This is a genomic window from Streptomyces sp. NPDC002513, assembly GCF_053595355.1.
The window spans coordinates 1-15,375 of record NZ_JBSFXK010000017.1 but is presented as its reverse complement, the minus strand read 5'-3'; the positions used below and the strand labels follow the sequence as shown (position 1 = coordinate 15,375).

At 73.1% G+C, this 15,375-nt stretch carries 13 protein-coding genes and 1 pseudogene; 4 read left to right on the top strand and 10 right to left on the bottom strand.

Annotated elements, in window-relative coordinates; translation table 11 throughout:
* Positions 1-330 precede the first annotated feature (330 nt).
* Entirely contained in the window at positions 331-864 is a 534-nt protein-coding gene (locus tag ACWD5Q_RS14335; RefSeq protein WP_451427364.1) for a bacterial proteasome activator family protein, read from the bottom strand.
* An 855-nt stretch (positions 865-1,719) separates the two neighbouring features.
* Between ACWD5Q_RS14335 and ACWD5Q_RS14330 the strand changes: the two genes are divergently transcribed.
* Entirely contained in the window at positions 1,720-2,241 is a 522-nt protein-coding gene (locus tag ACWD5Q_RS14330; protein ID WP_451427281.1) for a hypothetical protein, read from the top strand.
* Positions 2,242-2,310: 69 nt separating this feature from the next.
* On the opposite strand, the gene ACWD5Q_RS14325 is transcribed toward ACWD5Q_RS14330, so the two are convergent.
* The 6 genes from ACWD5Q_RS14325 to pdhA all read right to left on the bottom strand — a co-directional run bounded on the left by ACWD5Q_RS14325 (position 2,311) and on the right by pdhA (position 9,718).
* Entirely contained in the window at positions 2,311-3,291 is a 981-nt protein-coding gene (locus ACWD5Q_RS14325; RefSeq protein ID WP_451427280.1) for an NAD(P)H-quinone oxidoreductase, read from the bottom strand.
* 86 nt (positions 3,292-3,377) lie between these two features.
* Entirely contained in the window at positions 3,378-4,940 is a 1,563-nt protein-coding gene (locus tag ACWD5Q_RS14320; protein WP_451427279.1) for a molybdopterin molybdotransferase MoeA, read from the bottom strand.
* Positions 4,937-5,902 (bottom strand): NTP transferase domain-containing protein, encoded by a 966-nt coding sequence (locus tag ACWD5Q_RS14315; protein ID WP_451427278.1) that lies wholly within the window; start codon positions 5,900-5,902, stop codon positions 4,937-4,939. Before ACWD5Q_RS14315 ends, ACWD5Q_RS14320 begins: the two co-directional genes overlap by 4 nt.
* Positions 5,903-6,006: 104 nt before the next feature.
* Entirely contained in the window at positions 6,007-7,572 is a 1,566-nt protein-coding gene (locus ACWD5Q_RS14310) for a dihydrolipoamide acetyltransferase family protein (protein ID WP_451427277.1), read from the bottom strand.
* On the bottom strand, positions 7,572-8,576 hold the full coding sequence (locus ACWD5Q_RS14305; RefSeq protein ID WP_451427276.1) for an alpha-ketoacid dehydrogenase subunit beta: 1,005 nt from the start codon (positions 8,574-8,576) through the stop codon (positions 7,572-7,574). Before ACWD5Q_RS14305 ends, ACWD5Q_RS14310 begins: the two co-directional genes overlap by 1 nt.
* Entirely contained in the window at positions 8,573-9,718 is a 1,146-nt protein-coding gene (gene pdhA / locus ACWD5Q_RS14300) for a pyruvate dehydrogenase (acetyl-transferring) E1 component subunit alpha (RefSeq protein ID WP_451427275.1), read from the bottom strand. Before pdhA ends, ACWD5Q_RS14305 begins: the two co-directional genes overlap by 4 nt.
* Before the next feature lie 189 nt (positions 9,719-9,907).
* On the opposite strand from pdhA, the gene ACWD5Q_RS14295 reads away from it, so the two are divergent.
* On the top strand, positions 9,908-10,393 hold the full coding sequence (locus tag ACWD5Q_RS14295; protein WP_451427363.1) for an Lrp/AsnC family transcriptional regulator: 486 nt from the start codon (positions 9,908-9,910) through the stop codon (positions 10,391-10,393).
* 19 nt (positions 10,394-10,412) lie between these two features.
* On the opposite strand, the gene ACWD5Q_RS14290 is transcribed toward ACWD5Q_RS14295, so the two are convergent.
* Together ACWD5Q_RS14290 and ACWD5Q_RS14285 are read right to left on the bottom strand one after the other, a co-directional pair.
* Entirely contained in the window at positions 10,413-11,000 is a 588-nt protein-coding gene (locus tag ACWD5Q_RS14290; RefSeq protein ID WP_451427274.1) for a TetR/AcrR family transcriptional regulator, read from the bottom strand.
* Complete coding sequence (locus ACWD5Q_RS14285; RefSeq protein ID WP_451427273.1) at positions 10,997-12,511, bottom strand: 3-hydroxyacyl-CoA dehydrogenase; 1,515 nt, start codon at positions 12,509-12,511, stop codon at positions 10,997-10,999. Before ACWD5Q_RS14285 ends, ACWD5Q_RS14290 begins: the two co-directional genes overlap by 4 nt.
* A gap of 148 nt (positions 12,512-12,659) precedes the next feature.
* Between ACWD5Q_RS14285 and paaN the strand changes: the two genes are divergently transcribed.
* Complete coding sequence (paaN, locus tag ACWD5Q_RS14280; protein ID WP_451427272.1) at positions 12,660-14,351, top strand: phenylacetic acid degradation protein PaaN; 1,692 nt, start codon at positions 12,660-12,662, stop codon at positions 14,349-14,351.
* A 7-nt stretch (positions 14,352-14,358) separates the two neighbouring features.
* Here paaN and ACWD5Q_RS14275 read toward each other — a convergent pair whose 3' ends face one another.
* Positions 14,359-15,129, bottom strand: a complete 771-nt coding sequence (locus ACWD5Q_RS14275) for a TrmH family RNA methyltransferase (protein WP_451427362.1) — start codon at positions 15,127-15,129, stop codon at positions 14,359-14,361.
* Positions 15,130-15,272: 143 nt separating this feature from the next.
* On the opposite strand from ACWD5Q_RS14275, the pseudogene ACWD5Q_RS14270 reads away from it, so the two are divergent.
* A pseudogene (locus tag ACWD5Q_RS14270) lies at positions 15,273-15,375 on the top strand (septation protein SepH); the annotation flags it as partial.

Genomic DNA, 15,375 nt, shown 5'->3' with positions numbered 1-15,375 from the left:
GGCGGTCCCGCCGCGAGGCGCCGGCCGTGGCGAAACTCACGCGCGCGAACTCCGCCTCCGCCACCGGGCACCGGGCATCGGCGAACACGGCTTCGGCGCAGGCCCCGAAGCCGCGGACCGGACCGGCATGCGGGCAGGGCGGTCGGCATGCCGCGGCACCTGCCGCCGCTCCCGACACAGCGGGGAGGGCCCGGCACCGTCGTGCGTCGTGGTGCCGGGCCCTCCCCCTCGTCGTGGTGCCGGGTCCTTCTCATGGCCGGGGTCACCGGTTCGTACGGCCGGGGTCAGCCGACTCGCACGGCCGGGGTCAGCCGACTCGCACGGCCGGGGTCACAGGTACGGGCCGCCGACGCGGCCGCCCTCCTCGCCATCGGGGGAGCCGGCGCCCGGCGGGAGGGCGCGGCGCATCTGCTCCAACTGGGCCCGCGCCGCCATCTGCTGGGCGAACAGCGTGGTCTGGATCCCGTGGAAGAGGCCCTCCAGCCACCCCACCAACTGTGCCTGCGCGATCCGCAGTTCCGCGTCACTCGGGGTCGCCTCGTCCGTGAAGGGCAGGGAGAGCCGCTCGAGCTCCTCGACGAGTTCGGGAGCGAGACCGTCCTCCAGCTCCTTCACCGAGCTGGCGTGGATCTCCTTCAGGCGCTGCCGGCTCGCCTCGTCCAAAGGAGCGGCGCGCACCTCCTCCAGCAACTGCTTGATCATGCTGCCGATCCGCATGACCTTCGCCGGCTGCTCCACCTGTTCCGTCACCGGGATCTCGCGGGAGCCATCGTCTCCGGTGCCGCCGAGAGCCATTCCGTCCTGGCCTACGACCAGGATCCTCTGGGCGTTCTCGGACGACTTCTCATTCCTCGGCATCTCCATGCGGGCCATTCTCTCGTACCCCTGCACGACATCGGCCATGTGCCCTCGGTAAGGGGTGATCCACCCCGGCCAGGCGCCGCAGCCCGACCTCGCGGTGTTCGAGCCGGAGGAGGTGGTCGTGCGCTTCGTACGGGACATTTCACGCCGGATATGCAGGACATATAAGACGTCAGCCGAGATGCCGGACATGGGGGGCCGTGTGACGCTGGTGGCGTTGATCTTGCCCCCCGAGCACGGGAGGGGGTCACGCGCGTGACTCCATGGCCGCGTACACCGTCCACGTTCCACACGCTCCGCGCCGCCGTCCTGCCGCCGGTCCTGACGACGACCGCCGTCCTCGGCGCGTACGGGATATCCGTCGCCCACGGCATACCGCCCGAGTCCGGGACACGGCCCGCTGACGGCGGCCGGACCGCTTCGTACTCCGTTCAGCCCCTCTCGCGGCCACCTGTCGAACTCCGCGCCCCGTCCGTGTCACGGCCCCTCGTCGAGCCCAGCGCCCGCCGGCCACTGCCAGGGCCTCCCACCGAGCGCATGTCACGGCCCTCGGCCGGGTCCGCCGTCCGACCTTTGCAGCCCCCCATATCCGGCGGCGCGGCCGCGCTCGCCCTCCGCGCCCCGTCCACGGCCGCCCGGCACCCGGACCTCACCCGGCCCGTCCTCCGCTCCGCCCGTCCCTCCGTGACGCCGCCCACCGCGCCCTCGCATGGTTCCGGGCCCAAGGCGTCCGTGCCCCCCGGCCACATGACCACGCCGGGCACAAGAACGACCACGGCCTCCCCCGCGACCGGAACGGCCGCACCGGATCCCGGGTCATCGGTGGCTCCCGTCCGGACAGCCGTACGGGAGCACCCGGTGTCCGCTGCGCCCGCTCACCCGGTCGGCCCAGGGAGCAAGCCCCCCTCCGGCCCCCGTCGAGCACCCGCTTCCGGGCGCCTGGCCGCTCACTTCTCCCCCTCCTCCCCCTCGTCCTCTCCCTCCCGGCCCTCGACCGAGCCCTCCCGGCACGGCAGCCGGGCCGATGAGGGGCGGGTACGGCCCGGGCGGCCGGACACCGAGCCGGAGGAGGACGAGGGCGAGGACGCGTACACGGACCCCGCGTACACCGGCCCCGCCGACACGGCACCCACGGAGGGGGACGTCACGACATCGGCGGAGCCCGACCTCGAGGACCCGGACGTGGACGCGGGGGCGTCCCTCGGCGCGGCCGATCCCCCAGGGACCCTGCCCGCCCCCTCTCAGGCCCCCGGCCTGCCCGCCGGGCAGACCGCCGCCTCGAAACCGGTGGTCGAGGTCCTGCCCCTCGGCAGCGGCCTGATCCTCATCGGTCTCGGCCTGGCACTCGCGCTTCTCGGCCTGCGCCTGCGCCGGGAGTGACCCGGCCGTCCTCGCATACGCCGGGAGTCCCTCCCCCTTGCGCCACGCCTGCGCGGGACCGGTGGCCCCTCATGGCTTCACCAGCAGCACCTTTCCGATGTGACCGCTCTCGTCCAGCAACCGGTGGGCCGTGGCCGCGTCGCTCATCGGGATCTCACGGTCGATGACCGGGCGCACATGGCCGGAGGAGATCAGCGGCCAGACGTGTTCCCGTACCGCTGCCACGATCGCCGCTTTCTCTCCGAGCGGCCGCGCCCGCAGCGAGGTCGCGGTGATAGCCGCCTGCTTTCGCAGCAGCGTGTTGATGTTCAGCTCGCCCTGGACCCCGCCCTGCATGCCGATGATCGCCAGCCTGCCGTTCAACGCGAGCGCCTGGACATTGCGGTCCAGATATTTCGCACCCATGTTGTCGAGGATGACGTCCGCGCCCGCCCCCGCCGTGGCCTGCCGGATCTCCTCCACGAAGTCCTGCTCGCGGTAGTTGATCAATACGTCCGCGCCCAGTTCGGCGCAGTAGTCCAGCTTCTCCTTGGCGCCTGCCGTGACCGCCACCTTCGCGCCCACCGCCTTGGCCAGTTGGATGGCCATCGTGCCGATACCGCTGGAGCCGCCGTGCACGAGCAGCGTCTCGCCCGGACGGAGATGGGCGACCATGAACACGTTCGACCAGACCGTGCAGGTCACCTCGGGCAGCGCGGCTGCCTGACGCAGATCGACCCCCTCCGGCACGGGCAGCAGCTGTCCGGCCGGGACCGCGACCTTCTCGGCATAGCCGCCGCCCGCGAGCAGCGCGCACACCTCGTCGCCGACGGCCCATCCGGAGACACCGGGGCCGAGGGCGGCGATCCGCCCGGAGCACTCGAGTCCGGGGTACGAGGACGCACCGGGCGGCGGGTTGTAGAGGCCCTGACGCTGGAGGAGGTCGGCGCGGTTGACGGCGCTGGCCGCCACCTCGATCAGCACTTCGCCCTCGGCGGGTACAGGGTCGGGGACCTCGGCCCACACCAGCGCCTCGGGCCCACCGGGTTCAGGAATCGTGATCGCGTACATGAGAGGGACGCTACTCCCCGGCCTTCACGATGACGCCGGGTCCCGACGTTTCACGTGAAACACTCCCCGTTTCCCACCGTTGCGACTCACTGCGCCCATACCCACGGCAGGTCCAGCAGCTCCAGTTCCTGACCGGGCTGGGCACCCCCGGGCGGTACGACCGCCAGGGCGTCCGCGGCGGCGATGCCACGCAGCATGGCCGGGCCGTTGTAGTGCAACGGGACCGCATGGTCGGCGCGCACGACGACGGGGACGAGCCGGGTGTCGTACGGGTGCCCGTGGGTGGAGCCCCTCAGGGGCAGCCGGTACGGCTCGGGGGCCACGCGCCCCGTCAGTCCGCGCAGCAGGGGCTCGGCGAGGGTGAGCAGACCGGAGACGGCCGCGAGGGGATTGCCGGGCAGCCCGATGAGGTGCTGGTCGTCCCGGGTACGGGCCAGGAGCATGGGGTGCCCCGGGCGCGCCTTCACACCGTCCACGAGGAGTTCGGCGCCGACACGGCGCAGGGTGGGGTGGACATGGTCGACGGGTCCCCCGGCCGTACCACCGGTCGTGACAACCAGGTCCGCGGTCGAGGAGGTGACCGCCCGGTGCAGGGCCTCCGCGTCGTCACCGAGCCTGCGGACGGTCACCACGTCCGCGCCGAGCGCACGCAGCCAGGGCGGCAGCATCGGGCCGAGCGCATCCCGGATCAGGCCGTCCCTGGGCAGCCCCTCGGTGAGCAACTCATCCCCCAGCACCAGGACTTCGACCCGGGGGCGGGGCCATACAGAAAGCATGTCGTATCCGGCGGCTGCGGCGAGTCCGAGCACGGCCGGAGTGACCACGGCCCCCGGAGGGAGCAACTGATCGCCGGCGTGGCACTCCTGGCCGCGCGGCCGGATGTCCTGGCCATGCGCGATCGTCGGGGTCCTCCCTGTCCGAGCGCGGCCGGGATCCGAGGGAAGGGCGGCATGCAGCCGTCCCTTGTCGTCCATGCGCCCGTGTTCGCTGCGCAGAACCGCGGTGGTGTCCGGGGGGATGCGCGCACCGGTGGCGATCCGCACGGCCTCGCCGTCCTCGAGGGGAACCTGCTCCGTGTGCCCGGCGAGGACTCCTTCCTCCCGTACGTCCCAAGGGCCGGGGCCCGCGACCGCCCAGCCGTCCATGGCGGAGGTGTTGAAGGAGGGGAGGTCGGTCAGCGCGGTGAGGGGCGCGGCGAGAACCAGGCCGAGGGCGGCGTCGAGGGGTACCTCGACGGGTTCGCGGTGCGGCGCGGAACGGGCCGCGCGCGCGGCGGCGGCGCGGGCCTCGGGCCAGGACGTGGCCTGGTGGCCCGGGTGACGCTCGGACGAGGCCGGTGCGGCGGACACGGCCCCCGCCGGGCCGTCCTGGCCCCCGTCCCGGGTGCCGGTATGCCGGGGGGTGCCGGGTCCCGTTCCGGGCGTAGGCGACTTCGACCGGCCCTCACGCGGGCCGGGGTCCCGTACCAGAGCGAGGGCCTCTTCGAGGTCCCGGTCGTGCTGCTCCGGGTCGTGTCGCTGCCCGGCCGGGCGGGCGGAGCGGGCCTCGCCCGGACGGCCCCGCCCGGCGCTGTCGTCGACCACGGCCAGAGCCTCCTCCACATACCGTTCGTCGGCGTCCGGGCCTCCCCGGCCGCCCCTCCCCGTCATCCGGCGTCCGGCTTGGCCTCGGCGGTCTCCTCGTCCGCCCAGCGCAGGGCCAGCGCGGCGGCCTTGCGGGCGGCCTCGGCGACCGCTTCGGGACCGCCCTGCGCCTGCGCGGCCGCGTAGCCGACGAGGAACGTCGTCAGCGGGGCCGCGGGACGGGCCACCCCGTGCGCGGCGTCGCGGGCGAGATCGAGGAGGACGCCGGTGTCGACGTCGAGGTCGATGCCCAGTTCGTCCTTGACTGCGGAAATCCATTCATCCAACACGTGCCCATGCTCCCTGATTCGTGACCGGGCGGCAGCGATGTCGTCCCAGGTGTCACAGTCGAAGGACGCGGCGGGGTCGAAAATACGGGTGAGGCCGAGCCGGGTGACCAGCCGCCGCAGCGGAAGGCCAGCAAGACCGGACCCCGGAGGGTGAGCGGGGAGGTCCGAGGGATCGCGGCGCTCTGGAGCATGGGGGAGTTCCGGTGCGCCAAAAGCGCCCCGCTCGGCGGCCAGCCGTGCGAGTTCGCGGCGCAGCGCCGCGCTCCGGTAGGCGGCGACGAGGGGCTGGTCGCGCCCCTCGGGGTCGGTGAGCACCGCCCCGTCGGCACCGCTCGCCCGCAGCGCGGCCAGCAGCCGCCGTACCGTCCCCGCCGCCAGGAACGGCAGATCGGCGGAGAGCACGACGACATACCCGGCCGTGGTGTGCCGCAGCCCCGCGTCGAGCGCGGCGACCGGGCCGGCGCCCGGCGGGTCCTCGCGTGCCCAGACCACGGGGCGCGCGACGGGCCTGGGGTCGGCGACGACCACCGTGGTGGCCGCGCCGGCGCAGGCCGCCAGGACGCGGTCGAGCAGCGCCCGTCCGCCGACGCGCACACCCGGTTTGTCGGCACCGCCGAGCCGCCGGGCGGCACCGCCGGCCAGGACGACCGCGTCGTACACCCCGGCTTCCTGGTCGCCCGTGGGCTCGTACTCGGTCATGTTCCCGAGTATGGCGCCGCGTCGATCAGTGCCGCCCGCCGAGCACATCGGCTGTGCGCGGGAGCTTGCTCACACTCTCGGCGGCCGACGGTCACGGGCCCGGCTCAGAGGGTGCGCAGCAGCACCGCCGGCTGTTCCACGCAGTCCGCCACGTACCGCAGGAATCCGCCCGCCGTGCCGCCGTCGCACACCCGGTGGTCGAAGGTGAGCGAGAGCTGCACGACCTGCCGCACCGCCAGCTCTCCCTCGTGCACCCATGGCTTGGGGACGATCCGGCCGACGCCGAGCATGGCCGCCTCCGGGTGGTTGATGATCGGGGTCGAGCCGTCGACGCCGAACACTCCGTAGTTGTTCAACGTGAAGGTCCCGCCGGTGAGTTCTCCGGGCGTGAGCGTGCCGGCACGTGCCGCCTCGGTCAGGCGGGCGAACTCCGCGCTGAGCGACTCGGTGTCCCGCGCGTGCGCGTCCCGTACGACGGGGACGACGAGTCCCCGTTCGGTCTGTGCGGCGAACCCGAGGTGCACCCGGTCGAGCCGGACGATCTCCCGGGCCTCCAGGTCGACGGTGGCGTTCAGCTCGGGGAAACGGGCGAGCGCGGCGGTGCAGATGCGGGCCAGCAGGGCGAGCAGGGCGATCTTGGGGCCGCCCGCCGCGTTCATGGCCGTCCGCGCACGCATCAGTTCCGTGGCGTCGGCGTCGACCCAGCAGGTCGCGTCGGGGATCTCACGCCGGCTGCGGGAGAGCTTGTCGGCGACGGCCCCGCGGACGCCCTTGAGGGGGATCCGGGTACCGGAATCGGTCGTCGCGCGCACCGGTGCGCCCGCTCCGGGTGCGGTGTGGGGAGTCGCGTGTGCCGGGGCCGTGGTGGCCGGCTCGTACGTGCTGGTGCGCGCGTCCGGCGCCGGCACGTCGGGAGCGGAGCCGTCGAGAACCGCGGCGGCGGCCGCGCGCTCCGTGGCCCTCGCACCTCCGCGGGCCACGGCGGCCCTCAGGACGTCCTCCACGTCCGCGCGCAGGATCAGCCCGTCGGGCCCGGACCCCCTCAACTGCCGCAGATCGAGCCCGTTGTCGCGGGCGAGCCTGCGCACGAGCGGGGAGATCACCGGGACGGGTCCGTCGACGTACCGGTGGACGTCCGCGCCGTGGCCGGGAGCCGAAGCCGCCCGGGACAGGGCAACCGGGGCCGAGGCCGCCGGTGCCGAAGTCACGGCGCCCGAGGCTGCCGCTGCCCGGGCGATGGGAGCGGGTGCGGGTGCGGCGGCTGCGGGGACCGGGGCCGGTCCGGAGACGGAATCGACCGCCCGCGATGCACCGCCCGCGGGGCGGGTGCCGGGCTGCGGCGGCCGGACCCGGCGCCGCCGGGCGGGAGCCGCCGATGTGCCGTACCCGACCAGCACGTTCCCGGACGACTCCTCGCCCCCGGGGGCACTCATGGCGACCGTCAGCAGCGGCGCACCGACCGGAAGTTCCGTGCCCTCCTCGCCGAAGCGGGCCGTGACCACGCCTTGGTAGGGGCAGGGCACCTCGACCATCGCCTTGGCCGTCTCGACCTCGACGACCGGCTGGTCGACCGTGACGACGTCCCCGACCTTCACCAGCCAGCGGACGATCTCCGCCTCGGTCAGTCCCTCCCCGAGGTCCGGCAGCCTGAACTCGAGCACCTGGGTCATCAGCTCTCCGCCTCCCACTGCAGGCGCCCCACGGCGTCCAGGATCCGGTCGACGCCCGGCAGATGGTGCCGCTCCAGCATCGGCGGCGGGTAGGGGATGTCCAGTCCGGCCACGCGCAGCACCGGCGCCTCCAGATGGTGGAAGCAGCGCTCGGCCACCCGTGCGGCGATCTCCCCGCCCGGCCCGCCGAAGCCGGTCGACTCGTGCACCACCACGGCCCGGCCCGTGCGGCGCACGGACGCGGTCACCGTCGCGTCGTCGAACGGCACCAGGGAACGCAGATCGACGACCTCGAGGTCCCAGCCCTCGGCGCGTGCCGCCTCGGCCGCCTCCAGACAGACGGGGACCGACGGTCCGTAGGTGAGGAGCGTCGCGCTGCGGCCCGGACGCCGCACCACCGCACGGCCTATCGGCTCCACGGCCTCGGGGTCGTCGGGGTTCCAGGAGTCCTTCGACCAGTACAGCCGCTTGGGCTCGAGGAAGACGACCGGATCGTCGGAGGCGATGGCCGCGCGCAGCAGTCCATAGGCGTCCGCGACCGTCGCGGGCGTGACGACATGGAGGCCCGGGGTCGCCATGTAGTAGGCCTCGGAGGAGTCGCTGTGGTGCTCGACGCCGCCGATGCCTCCCCCGTAGGGAACCCGGATCGTCAGGGGCAGCGGCATCGCGCCGCGGGTGCGGTTGCGCATGCGCGAGACATGGCTGACCAACTGTTCGAAGGCGGGGTAGGCGAAGGCGTCGAACTGCACCTCCACGACCGGCCTGAGGCCGTACATCGCCATGCCGACGGCCGTGCCGAGGATGCCCGCCTCGGCGAGCGGTGTGTCCGTGCAGCGATCGTCGCCGAACTCCTTGGCGAGCCCGTCCGTGACCCGGAAGACACCGCCGAGCGTCCCGACGTCCTCGCCCATGATGTGCACGGACGGGTCGGCGGCCAGGGCGTCGCGCATCGCGCGCGTGAGGGCCTGCGCCATGGTGGCCGGCTTGAGGGCAACGGTCGTCATCGCCCGGCTCCTTCCGGTCCGGCCGCCTCGGCGTCCAGCTCCGCCCGCAACTGCGCCTGCTGTTCGAGGAGTTGGGTGGTGGGCTGGGCATACACCTGGGTGAAGAGGTCCATGGGGTCGAGCGCCGGGTCCTGGTTCATGCGCGCCCGCAGGTCGGCCGCCAGCGCTTCGGCGTCCTCGCGCGCGGCCCGTATCCCGTCCTCTTCGAGGAGGCCGCGCCGCGTCAACTCCCGCTCCAGCAGCACGATCGGGTCGTGGGCCTGCCAGGCCTCGACCTCGGCGTCGCCGCGGTAGCGGGTCGCGTCGTCGGCGTTCGTGTGAGCGTCGATGCGGTACGTCACCGCCTCGACGAGGGTGGGGCCGCCGCCCGCGCGCGCGTGCCGTACGGCCTCGCCGAGGACCTCGTGCACGGCGACCGCGTCGTTTCCGTCGACCAGCCGGCCCGGCATGCCGTAGCCGACCGCCTTGTGCGCCAGGGAGGGCGCCGCGGTCTGCTTGGCGAGCGGGACGGAGATCGCGAAGCCGTTGTTCTGGACCAGGAAGACGACCGGCGCCTGCCACACCGCGGCGAAGTTCAGGGCCTCGTGGAAGTCGCCCTCGCTGGTGCCGCCGTCTCCGACCAGAGCGAGGGCGACCACGTCGTCGCCCTTCAGGCGGGCGGCGTGCGCGAGCCCCACGGCGTGCGGAAGCTGGGTGGCGAGCGGGGTGCACAGGGGGGCCACCCGGTGCTCGTACGGGTCGTAGCCGGTGTGCCAGTCGCCGCGCAGCAGGGTCAGGGCCTCGACGGGATCGACGCCGCGGGCGACGGCCGCGAGCGTGTCGCGGTAGCTGGGGAAGAGCCAGTCGCGCTCCTCGAGGGCGAGCGCCGCGGCGACCTGGCAGGCCTCCTGCCCGGTGCTGGAGGGGTAGACGGCCAGGCGGCCCTGCTTGGTGAGCGCCGTCGCCTGTACGTTGTACCGGCGGCCGCGCACCAGCTGGCTGTACAGCCGGCGCAGGAGCTCCGGATCGGCCTTGGCGGCCGCCTCGGTGCCAAGGACGCGGTACGGCAGAGCGTCGGGCAGCAGCGGAGCGGGATCGGTACGGGGCTGCCAGGCGGGCGGCGGGGTCGGCCGGTAGGCGTCCCGCTGCTCCATGACCGTCATGACGGCACCTCCTCGTGGGAGCGGCTTCAGACGCGCCACGGAAGTGATGCGCCTCACCTACCGATTGTTCGGTCGTCGGCACATTTTGGCTACAGGCGCCTCCAGGCTGTGGACAAACGGTTCTCCACAACCTGAGATGGACGCAGTACGTCCATGGTAGAGAGGCGGGGGCACATGGCACCTGAACAAATGGCCGAGCCACCGGAGCATGGCCCGGCACTGCCGCCCCCACGCCCCCTGGACGCCATCGACCGGGACATCCTGCAGATACTCCAATCGGACGGCCGCGCCTCGATACGGTCGGTCGCCGAGCACGTGCACGTCTCCCGCGCCAACGCCTACGCACGGATCAACCGGCTCATCGAGGACAGCGTGATCCGCGGCTTCGGCGCCCGGGTGAACCACGAACGCGCCGGTCAGGGCACCTCGGCGTACATCACGCTGAAAATCGTCCAGAACTCCTGGCGCACGGTCCGCGCGCAGTTGCGCCTGCTCCCCGGCGCCTCCCACATCGCCCTGGTGGGCGGCGACTTCGACGTACTGCTCCTGGTCCACACACCCGACAACAGGGCGCTGCGCGAACTGGTCCTCACCCGGCTCCAGGCGATCCCCGAAGTACTCAGCACGCGCACCCTGCTGGTGTTCGAGGAGGAGGACCTGGAACCGGAGGGCTGACCGGGGCCGGGCCGGCTCCTCAGTGTTCGGTGCGCAGCCCCGAGAAGACCAACCGCGCGACCGCGTCGACGACTTCTCGCTCCATGCCCCGCCCCTCGGGCCGGTACCACTCCACGATCGAGTTGATCATCCCGAAGACGAGCCGTGTCGCGAGCCGCACGTCCACGTCGCCCCGTACGTCCCCGTCGTCGGCGGCGGCCTTGAGCAGCTCCGCGACCTGGTGGTCGAACTCGCGGCGCCGCTCCAGCGCCCACCGCTCGGTGCCGGTGTTGCCGCGCACCCGCAGCAGCAGCGTCACATACGGCAGCTCGGCGGTGAGCACCTCGACCATGCGCCGCACGACGTACTCCAGCCGTTCCACGGCACGGCCCACGCGCGCGTGGTCCTCGTCGAGGATCCCGAAGAGGCCCTCCAGCGCCCGGCTGACGGCCCGGCGCAGCAGTTCCTCCTTGCCCGCGACGTGGTGGTAGATCGACGACTTGGAGATGCCGGCGGCCTTGGAGAGGTGCTCCATGGAGGTGCCGTCGTAGCCGCGCTCGTTGAACACCCGCACGGCGACGGAGAGCAGGCTCTCCGGGGTGTACGTGTCGCGCTTGGCCGTGGTCATGAGGTGCCCTCCCGCTTCTCGGAGGCGTACGCGTGGCGGTAGAGCGCGAGGGACGGGGCGTACCGTCCGCAGGGGTCGCGCAGGTGCAGGTCGTCCAGGAGGTCGTAGGCCCAGCCGCGGCCGAGCCGGCGGCTCCACTCGAAGGGGCCGAGGGGGTAGTTGACGCCGAGCCGCATCGCGGTGTCGATGTCCTCCTCGGTGGCCACACCCTTCGCGACGGCGTCGTGCGCCAGGTCGATGATCCGGGCCACCGTCCGGGCGACGATCATGCCGGGCACGTCCCCGATGACGCTGACGTCCTTACCGAGCGCCTGGAAGAGCCCGACGGCCTCGGCGAGGGTCCCCGGCGAGGTGTCCCGGGAGGCGGACAGGGCGATCCGGGTCGCCTTGCGGTAGTCGAACGCCAGGTCGAAGTAGACGACGTCCCGGAACTCGACGGAGGTCTGGCCGTCCGCGAGGGCCAGCTGCCCGCCGCCGGGCAGCACCAGACGGGTGCCGTGGTCCTCGTCGTCCTCACGGACGCCGATGCCCGCCTCGCGGATCAGCGCGAGCAGTTCCGAGGCGGGGCCGAGGTCGCCCTCGGCGACGACGTACGCGGGTGCCGGTGCCTTCTCCGCGGTGTGCGGCTCGGGGCGCTCGGCGCCGTCCCCGTAGCCGTACCAGCCCTGTCCGGCCTTGCGTCCGAGCCGGCCGGACTCCACCAGCCGCCGCTGGGCGAGAGAGGGCGTGAAGCGCACGTCCTGGAAGAAGGACTCCCACACGGAGCGGGTGACGGATTCGTTGACGTCCTGCCCGATGAGATCGGTCAGCTCGAACGCGCCCATCCGGAAGCCGCCCGACTCGCGCAGGACCGCGTCGACGGTGGCGGGGTCGGCGGCCTGCGCCTCGTACACCGCGAACGCCTCGGCGTAGAAGGGCCGGGCGATGCGGTTGACGATGAAGCCGGGGGTGTCGGCACAGGCGACCGGAGTCTTGCCCCAGGCGCGGGCCGTCTCGTACGCGCGCGTGGCGGACGTGACGTCGGTGGCGAACCCGGAGACGACCTCCACCAGCGGCATCAGCGGCGCGGGATTGAAGAAGTGCAGGCCGACGAAACGGCCCGGGTTGCGCAGGGCGCCGCCGACGGCGGTCACGGACAGGGACGAGGTGTTGGTGGCGAGCAGGCAGTCGTCGCCGACGATGTCCTCCAGCTCCCGGAACAGCCGCTGCTTGACGTCGAGCCGCTCCAGGACCGCCTCCACGACGAGCGAGCAGGGCGCCAGCTCGGCCAGGTTCTGGGCGGGCAGGAGGCGGGCGCGGGCCGTGTCCCGCTCGGCCGCGGTGAGCCGGTTCTTCTCGACGAGCCGGTCGAGGCGGGCGCCGATCGCGGCGGCCGCCTCGCGGGCGCGGCCCGGCACGGAGTCGTACAGCCGCACGGGGTGCCCCGCGACCAGCGCGACCTGGGCGATGCCCTGGCCCATGGTGCCGGTTCCCACGACGGCCACAGGGCCGCTGAGGTCGAGTGCTGTCATGTGCGTGATCCTCCCGCACGGGGTTTTCCACAGATACGGCAGGCCCCCTTGTCCCGACCGATCGTTCGGTTACTCTAGCTCTGACCGCCTGTTCCTGCCCAGGTCATGAACTCGACGAAGAGCTCTTGAGACGAGGAGTTGGTCCCGCATGGCCGCCGAACTCACCGCGCCCCAGCTGATCGCCCAGCACCGGCCCACCCTCGACCAGGCACTGGAAGCCATCCGCACACGCGCGTACTGGTCCCCGCACCCCGAACACCCCAAGGCCTACGGGGAACACGGCAGCCTGGACGCCGCAGCCGGCAAGGCCGCCTTCGACGCCCTCCTCGGCACCCGTCTCGACCTCGGCCAGCCGGGCACGGACGACTGGACGGGCGACGAGGTCTCGCCGTACGGGATCGAGCTGGGGATCACCTACCCCCACGCGGACATCGACGTCCTGCTGCCCGCCATGCGCGCCGGCCGGCGGGCCTGGCGCGACGCGGGCGCGGAGACGCGCGCGGTCGTATGCCTGGAGATCCTCAAGCGCATCAGCGACCGGACGCACGAGTTCGCGCACGCGGTCATGCACACCAGCGGCCAGGCGTTCATGATGGCGTTCCAGGCGGGCGGCCCGCACGCGCAGGACCGCGGCCTGGAGGCGGTGGCGTACGCGTACGCGGAACAGGTCCGCACGCCCGGGACCGCGGAGTGGACCAAGCCCCAGGGCAAGCGCGACCCGCTGGTCCTCACCAAGACGTACCAGCCCGTCCCGCGGGGCATCGCGCTGGTCATCGGCTGCAACACCTTCCCGACGTGGAACGGCTACCCGGGCCTGTTCGCGTCCCTGGCCACCGGCAACGCCGTCCTCGTGAAGCCGCACCCGCGCGCGGTGCTGCCGCTCGCGCTCACCGTGCGGGTCGCCCGCGAGGTGCTCGCCGAGGCGGGCTTCGACCCGAACCTGGTGGCGCTGACCGCCGAGCGCCCGGGCGAGGGCATCGCCAAGACGCTCGCGGTGCGCCCGGAGATCCGGATCATCGACTACACGGGCTCCACGGCGTTCGGCGACTGGCTGGAGACCAACGCCCGCCAGGCGCAGGTCTACACGGAGAAGGCCGGCGTCAACACGGTGATCGTGGAGTCGACCGGCGACTACAAGGGGATGCTGTCCAACCTGGCGTTCTCCCTGTCGCTGTACAGCGGACAGATGTGCACCACCCCGCAGAACCTGCTGATCCCCCGGGACGGCATCACCACCGACGAGGGCCCGAAGTCCTACGACGAGGTGGTCGCGGATCTCGCGCGCTCGGTCGACGGCCTGCTGGGCGACGACGCGCGCGCGAACGCGCTGCTCGGCGCGATCGTGAACCCCGACGTCAAGGCCCGTCTGGAGGCGGCGGCCGGACTCGGCGAGGTCGCCCTGGCCTCCCGGGAGATCGCCAACCCGGAGTTCCCGCAGGCGGTCGTCCGCACCCCGGTGATCGTGAAGCTCGACGGCGCGAAGCCGGACGCGGAGGCCGCCTATATGAGCGAGTGCTTCGGCCCGGTCTCCTTCGCCGTCGCGGTGGACTCGGCTGCGGACGCGGTGGAGCTGCTGCGCCGCACCATCCGGGAGAAGGGCGCGATGACCGTCGGCGCCTACACCTCCTCCGAGGAGGTCGAGGAGGCCGTCGAGGAGGCCTGCCTGGAGGAGCGGGCCCAGCTCTCGCTCAACCTGACCGGCGGGGTGTACGTCAACCAGACGGCCGCCTTCTCCGACTTCCACGGCTCGGGCGGCAACCCGGCGGCCAACGCGACCCTGTGCGACGGAGCGTTCGTGGCGAACCGCTTCCGGGTGGTGGAGGTGCGGCGGGAGGCGTAGCGGCGGCTCAGGCGGGTGCGCCCCCGGTGGCACTCCAGTGGTACAGCGTCATCGCCACACTGGTGGCGAGGTTGTAGCTGGAGACCTGGGGGCGCATCGGCAGGGACACCAGATGGTCGGCGCGGGCGCGGAGTCCGGCCGACAGGCCGGTGCGCTCGGAGCCGAACGCGAGCACGGCGTCGTCCGGCAGCTTCAGGGCGCGGATGTCCTCGCCCTCCGGGTCCAGCGCGAAAACCGGGCCCGACGGCAGCTCGGCCACGGACAGCCGCTCCACGGCGGTCGCGAAGTGGAGCCCGGCCCCGCCCCGCACCACAGTGGGATGCCAGGGGTCGAGCGTGCCGGTGGTCACCACACCCGTCGCGCCGAACCCGGCCGCGAGCCGGATCACCGCCCCCGCGTTGCCCAGGTTGCGCGGGTTGTCGAGGACGATCACAGGGGCGGTGCGGGGCGTGCGCCGGAGCACTTCGAGATGGGCCTCGCGCGCGGGGCGCACGGCGAGGGCGGCGACCGCGGTGGGATGCGGGCGCGGCACAAGGGTCCGGTAGGTGTCCTCGGGCACCTCCGTCAGAAGTGTCTCCAGCACCCCGCGTACATCGGGCGCCAGTTCGTCGGCCAGGGCGAGCGCCGCCTGCCGGTCGGTGGTGACGGCGACCGGCACACGCGCGTGGAAGCGCACCGCGTGCTTGAGCGCGTGGAAGCCGTCGAGCAGGACCAGGTCGGCGGCGAGCCTGTGCCAGGTGCCGGCCGGATCAGCGGTGCCGGGGTGCGGGTCCGTCATGCCGTGCAGCCTACGTGCGCCGCGGGCCGCGGGCTTCCGGGCGGCGGCCCGCGGGATCGACACCGCGACGGTGAGGACGTAGTCGACGAGCAGGGCGCTGGCGACGGTGAGGCCCGCCTTGGGCCCGAGATTGGTGGTCGCCACCTCGTAGCCGCGATCGTCTCATCGGTGCGACGGACCGTCAGGCCGAGGCGGACGGGGTCCGTCCAGGTCGTCGGGCGGCGGTCCCGAGCTGGGACGAGATCG

Coding starts and splice junctions, on each gene's coding strand:
- ACWD5Q_RS14315 (WP_451427278.1), bottom strand. CDS start 5,902: ATGACCGAGTACGAGCCCACGGGCGACCAGGAAGCCGGGGTGTACGAC.
- ACWD5Q_RS14290 (WP_451427274.1), bottom strand. CDS start 11,000: ATGACCACGGCCAAGCGCGACACGTACACCCCGGAGAGCCTGCTCTCC.
- pdhA (WP_451427275.1), bottom strand. CDS start 9,718: ATGACGGTCATGGAGCAGCGGGACGCCTACCGGCCGACCCCGCCGCCC.
- ACWD5Q_RS14275 (WP_451427362.1), bottom strand. CDS start 15,129: ATGACGGACCCGCACCCCGGCACCGCTGATCCGGCCGGCACCTGGCAC.
- ACWD5Q_RS14320 (WP_451427279.1), bottom strand. CDS start 4,940: ATGACGGGGAGGGGCGGCCGGGGAGGCCCGGACGCCGACGAACGGTAT.
- ACWD5Q_RS14285 (WP_451427273.1), bottom strand. CDS start 12,511: ATGACAGCACTCGACCTCAGCGGCCCTGTGGCCGTCGTGGGAACCGGC.
- ACWD5Q_RS14335 (WP_451427364.1), bottom strand. CDS start 864: ATGGAGATGCCGAGGAATGAGAAGTCGTCCGAGAACGCCCAGAGGATC.
- ACWD5Q_RS14310 (WP_451427277.1), bottom strand. CDS start 7,572: ATGACCCAGGTGCTCGAGTTCAGGCTGCCGGACCTCGGGGAGGGACTG.
- ACWD5Q_RS14305 (WP_451427276.1), bottom strand. CDS start 8,576: ATGACGACCGTTGCCCTCAAGCCGGCCACCATGGCGCAGGCCCTCACG.
- ACWD5Q_RS14325 (WP_451427280.1), bottom strand. CDS start 3,291: ATGTACGCGATCACGATTCCTGAACCCGGTGGGCCCGAGGCGCTGGTG.
- paaN (WP_451427272.1), top strand. CDS start 12,660: ATGGCCGCCGAACTCACCGCGCCCCAGCTGATCGCCCAGCACCGGCCC.
- ACWD5Q_RS14295 (WP_451427363.1), top strand. CDS start 9,908: ATGGCCGAGCCACCGGAGCATGGCCCGGCACTGCCGCCCCCACGCCCC.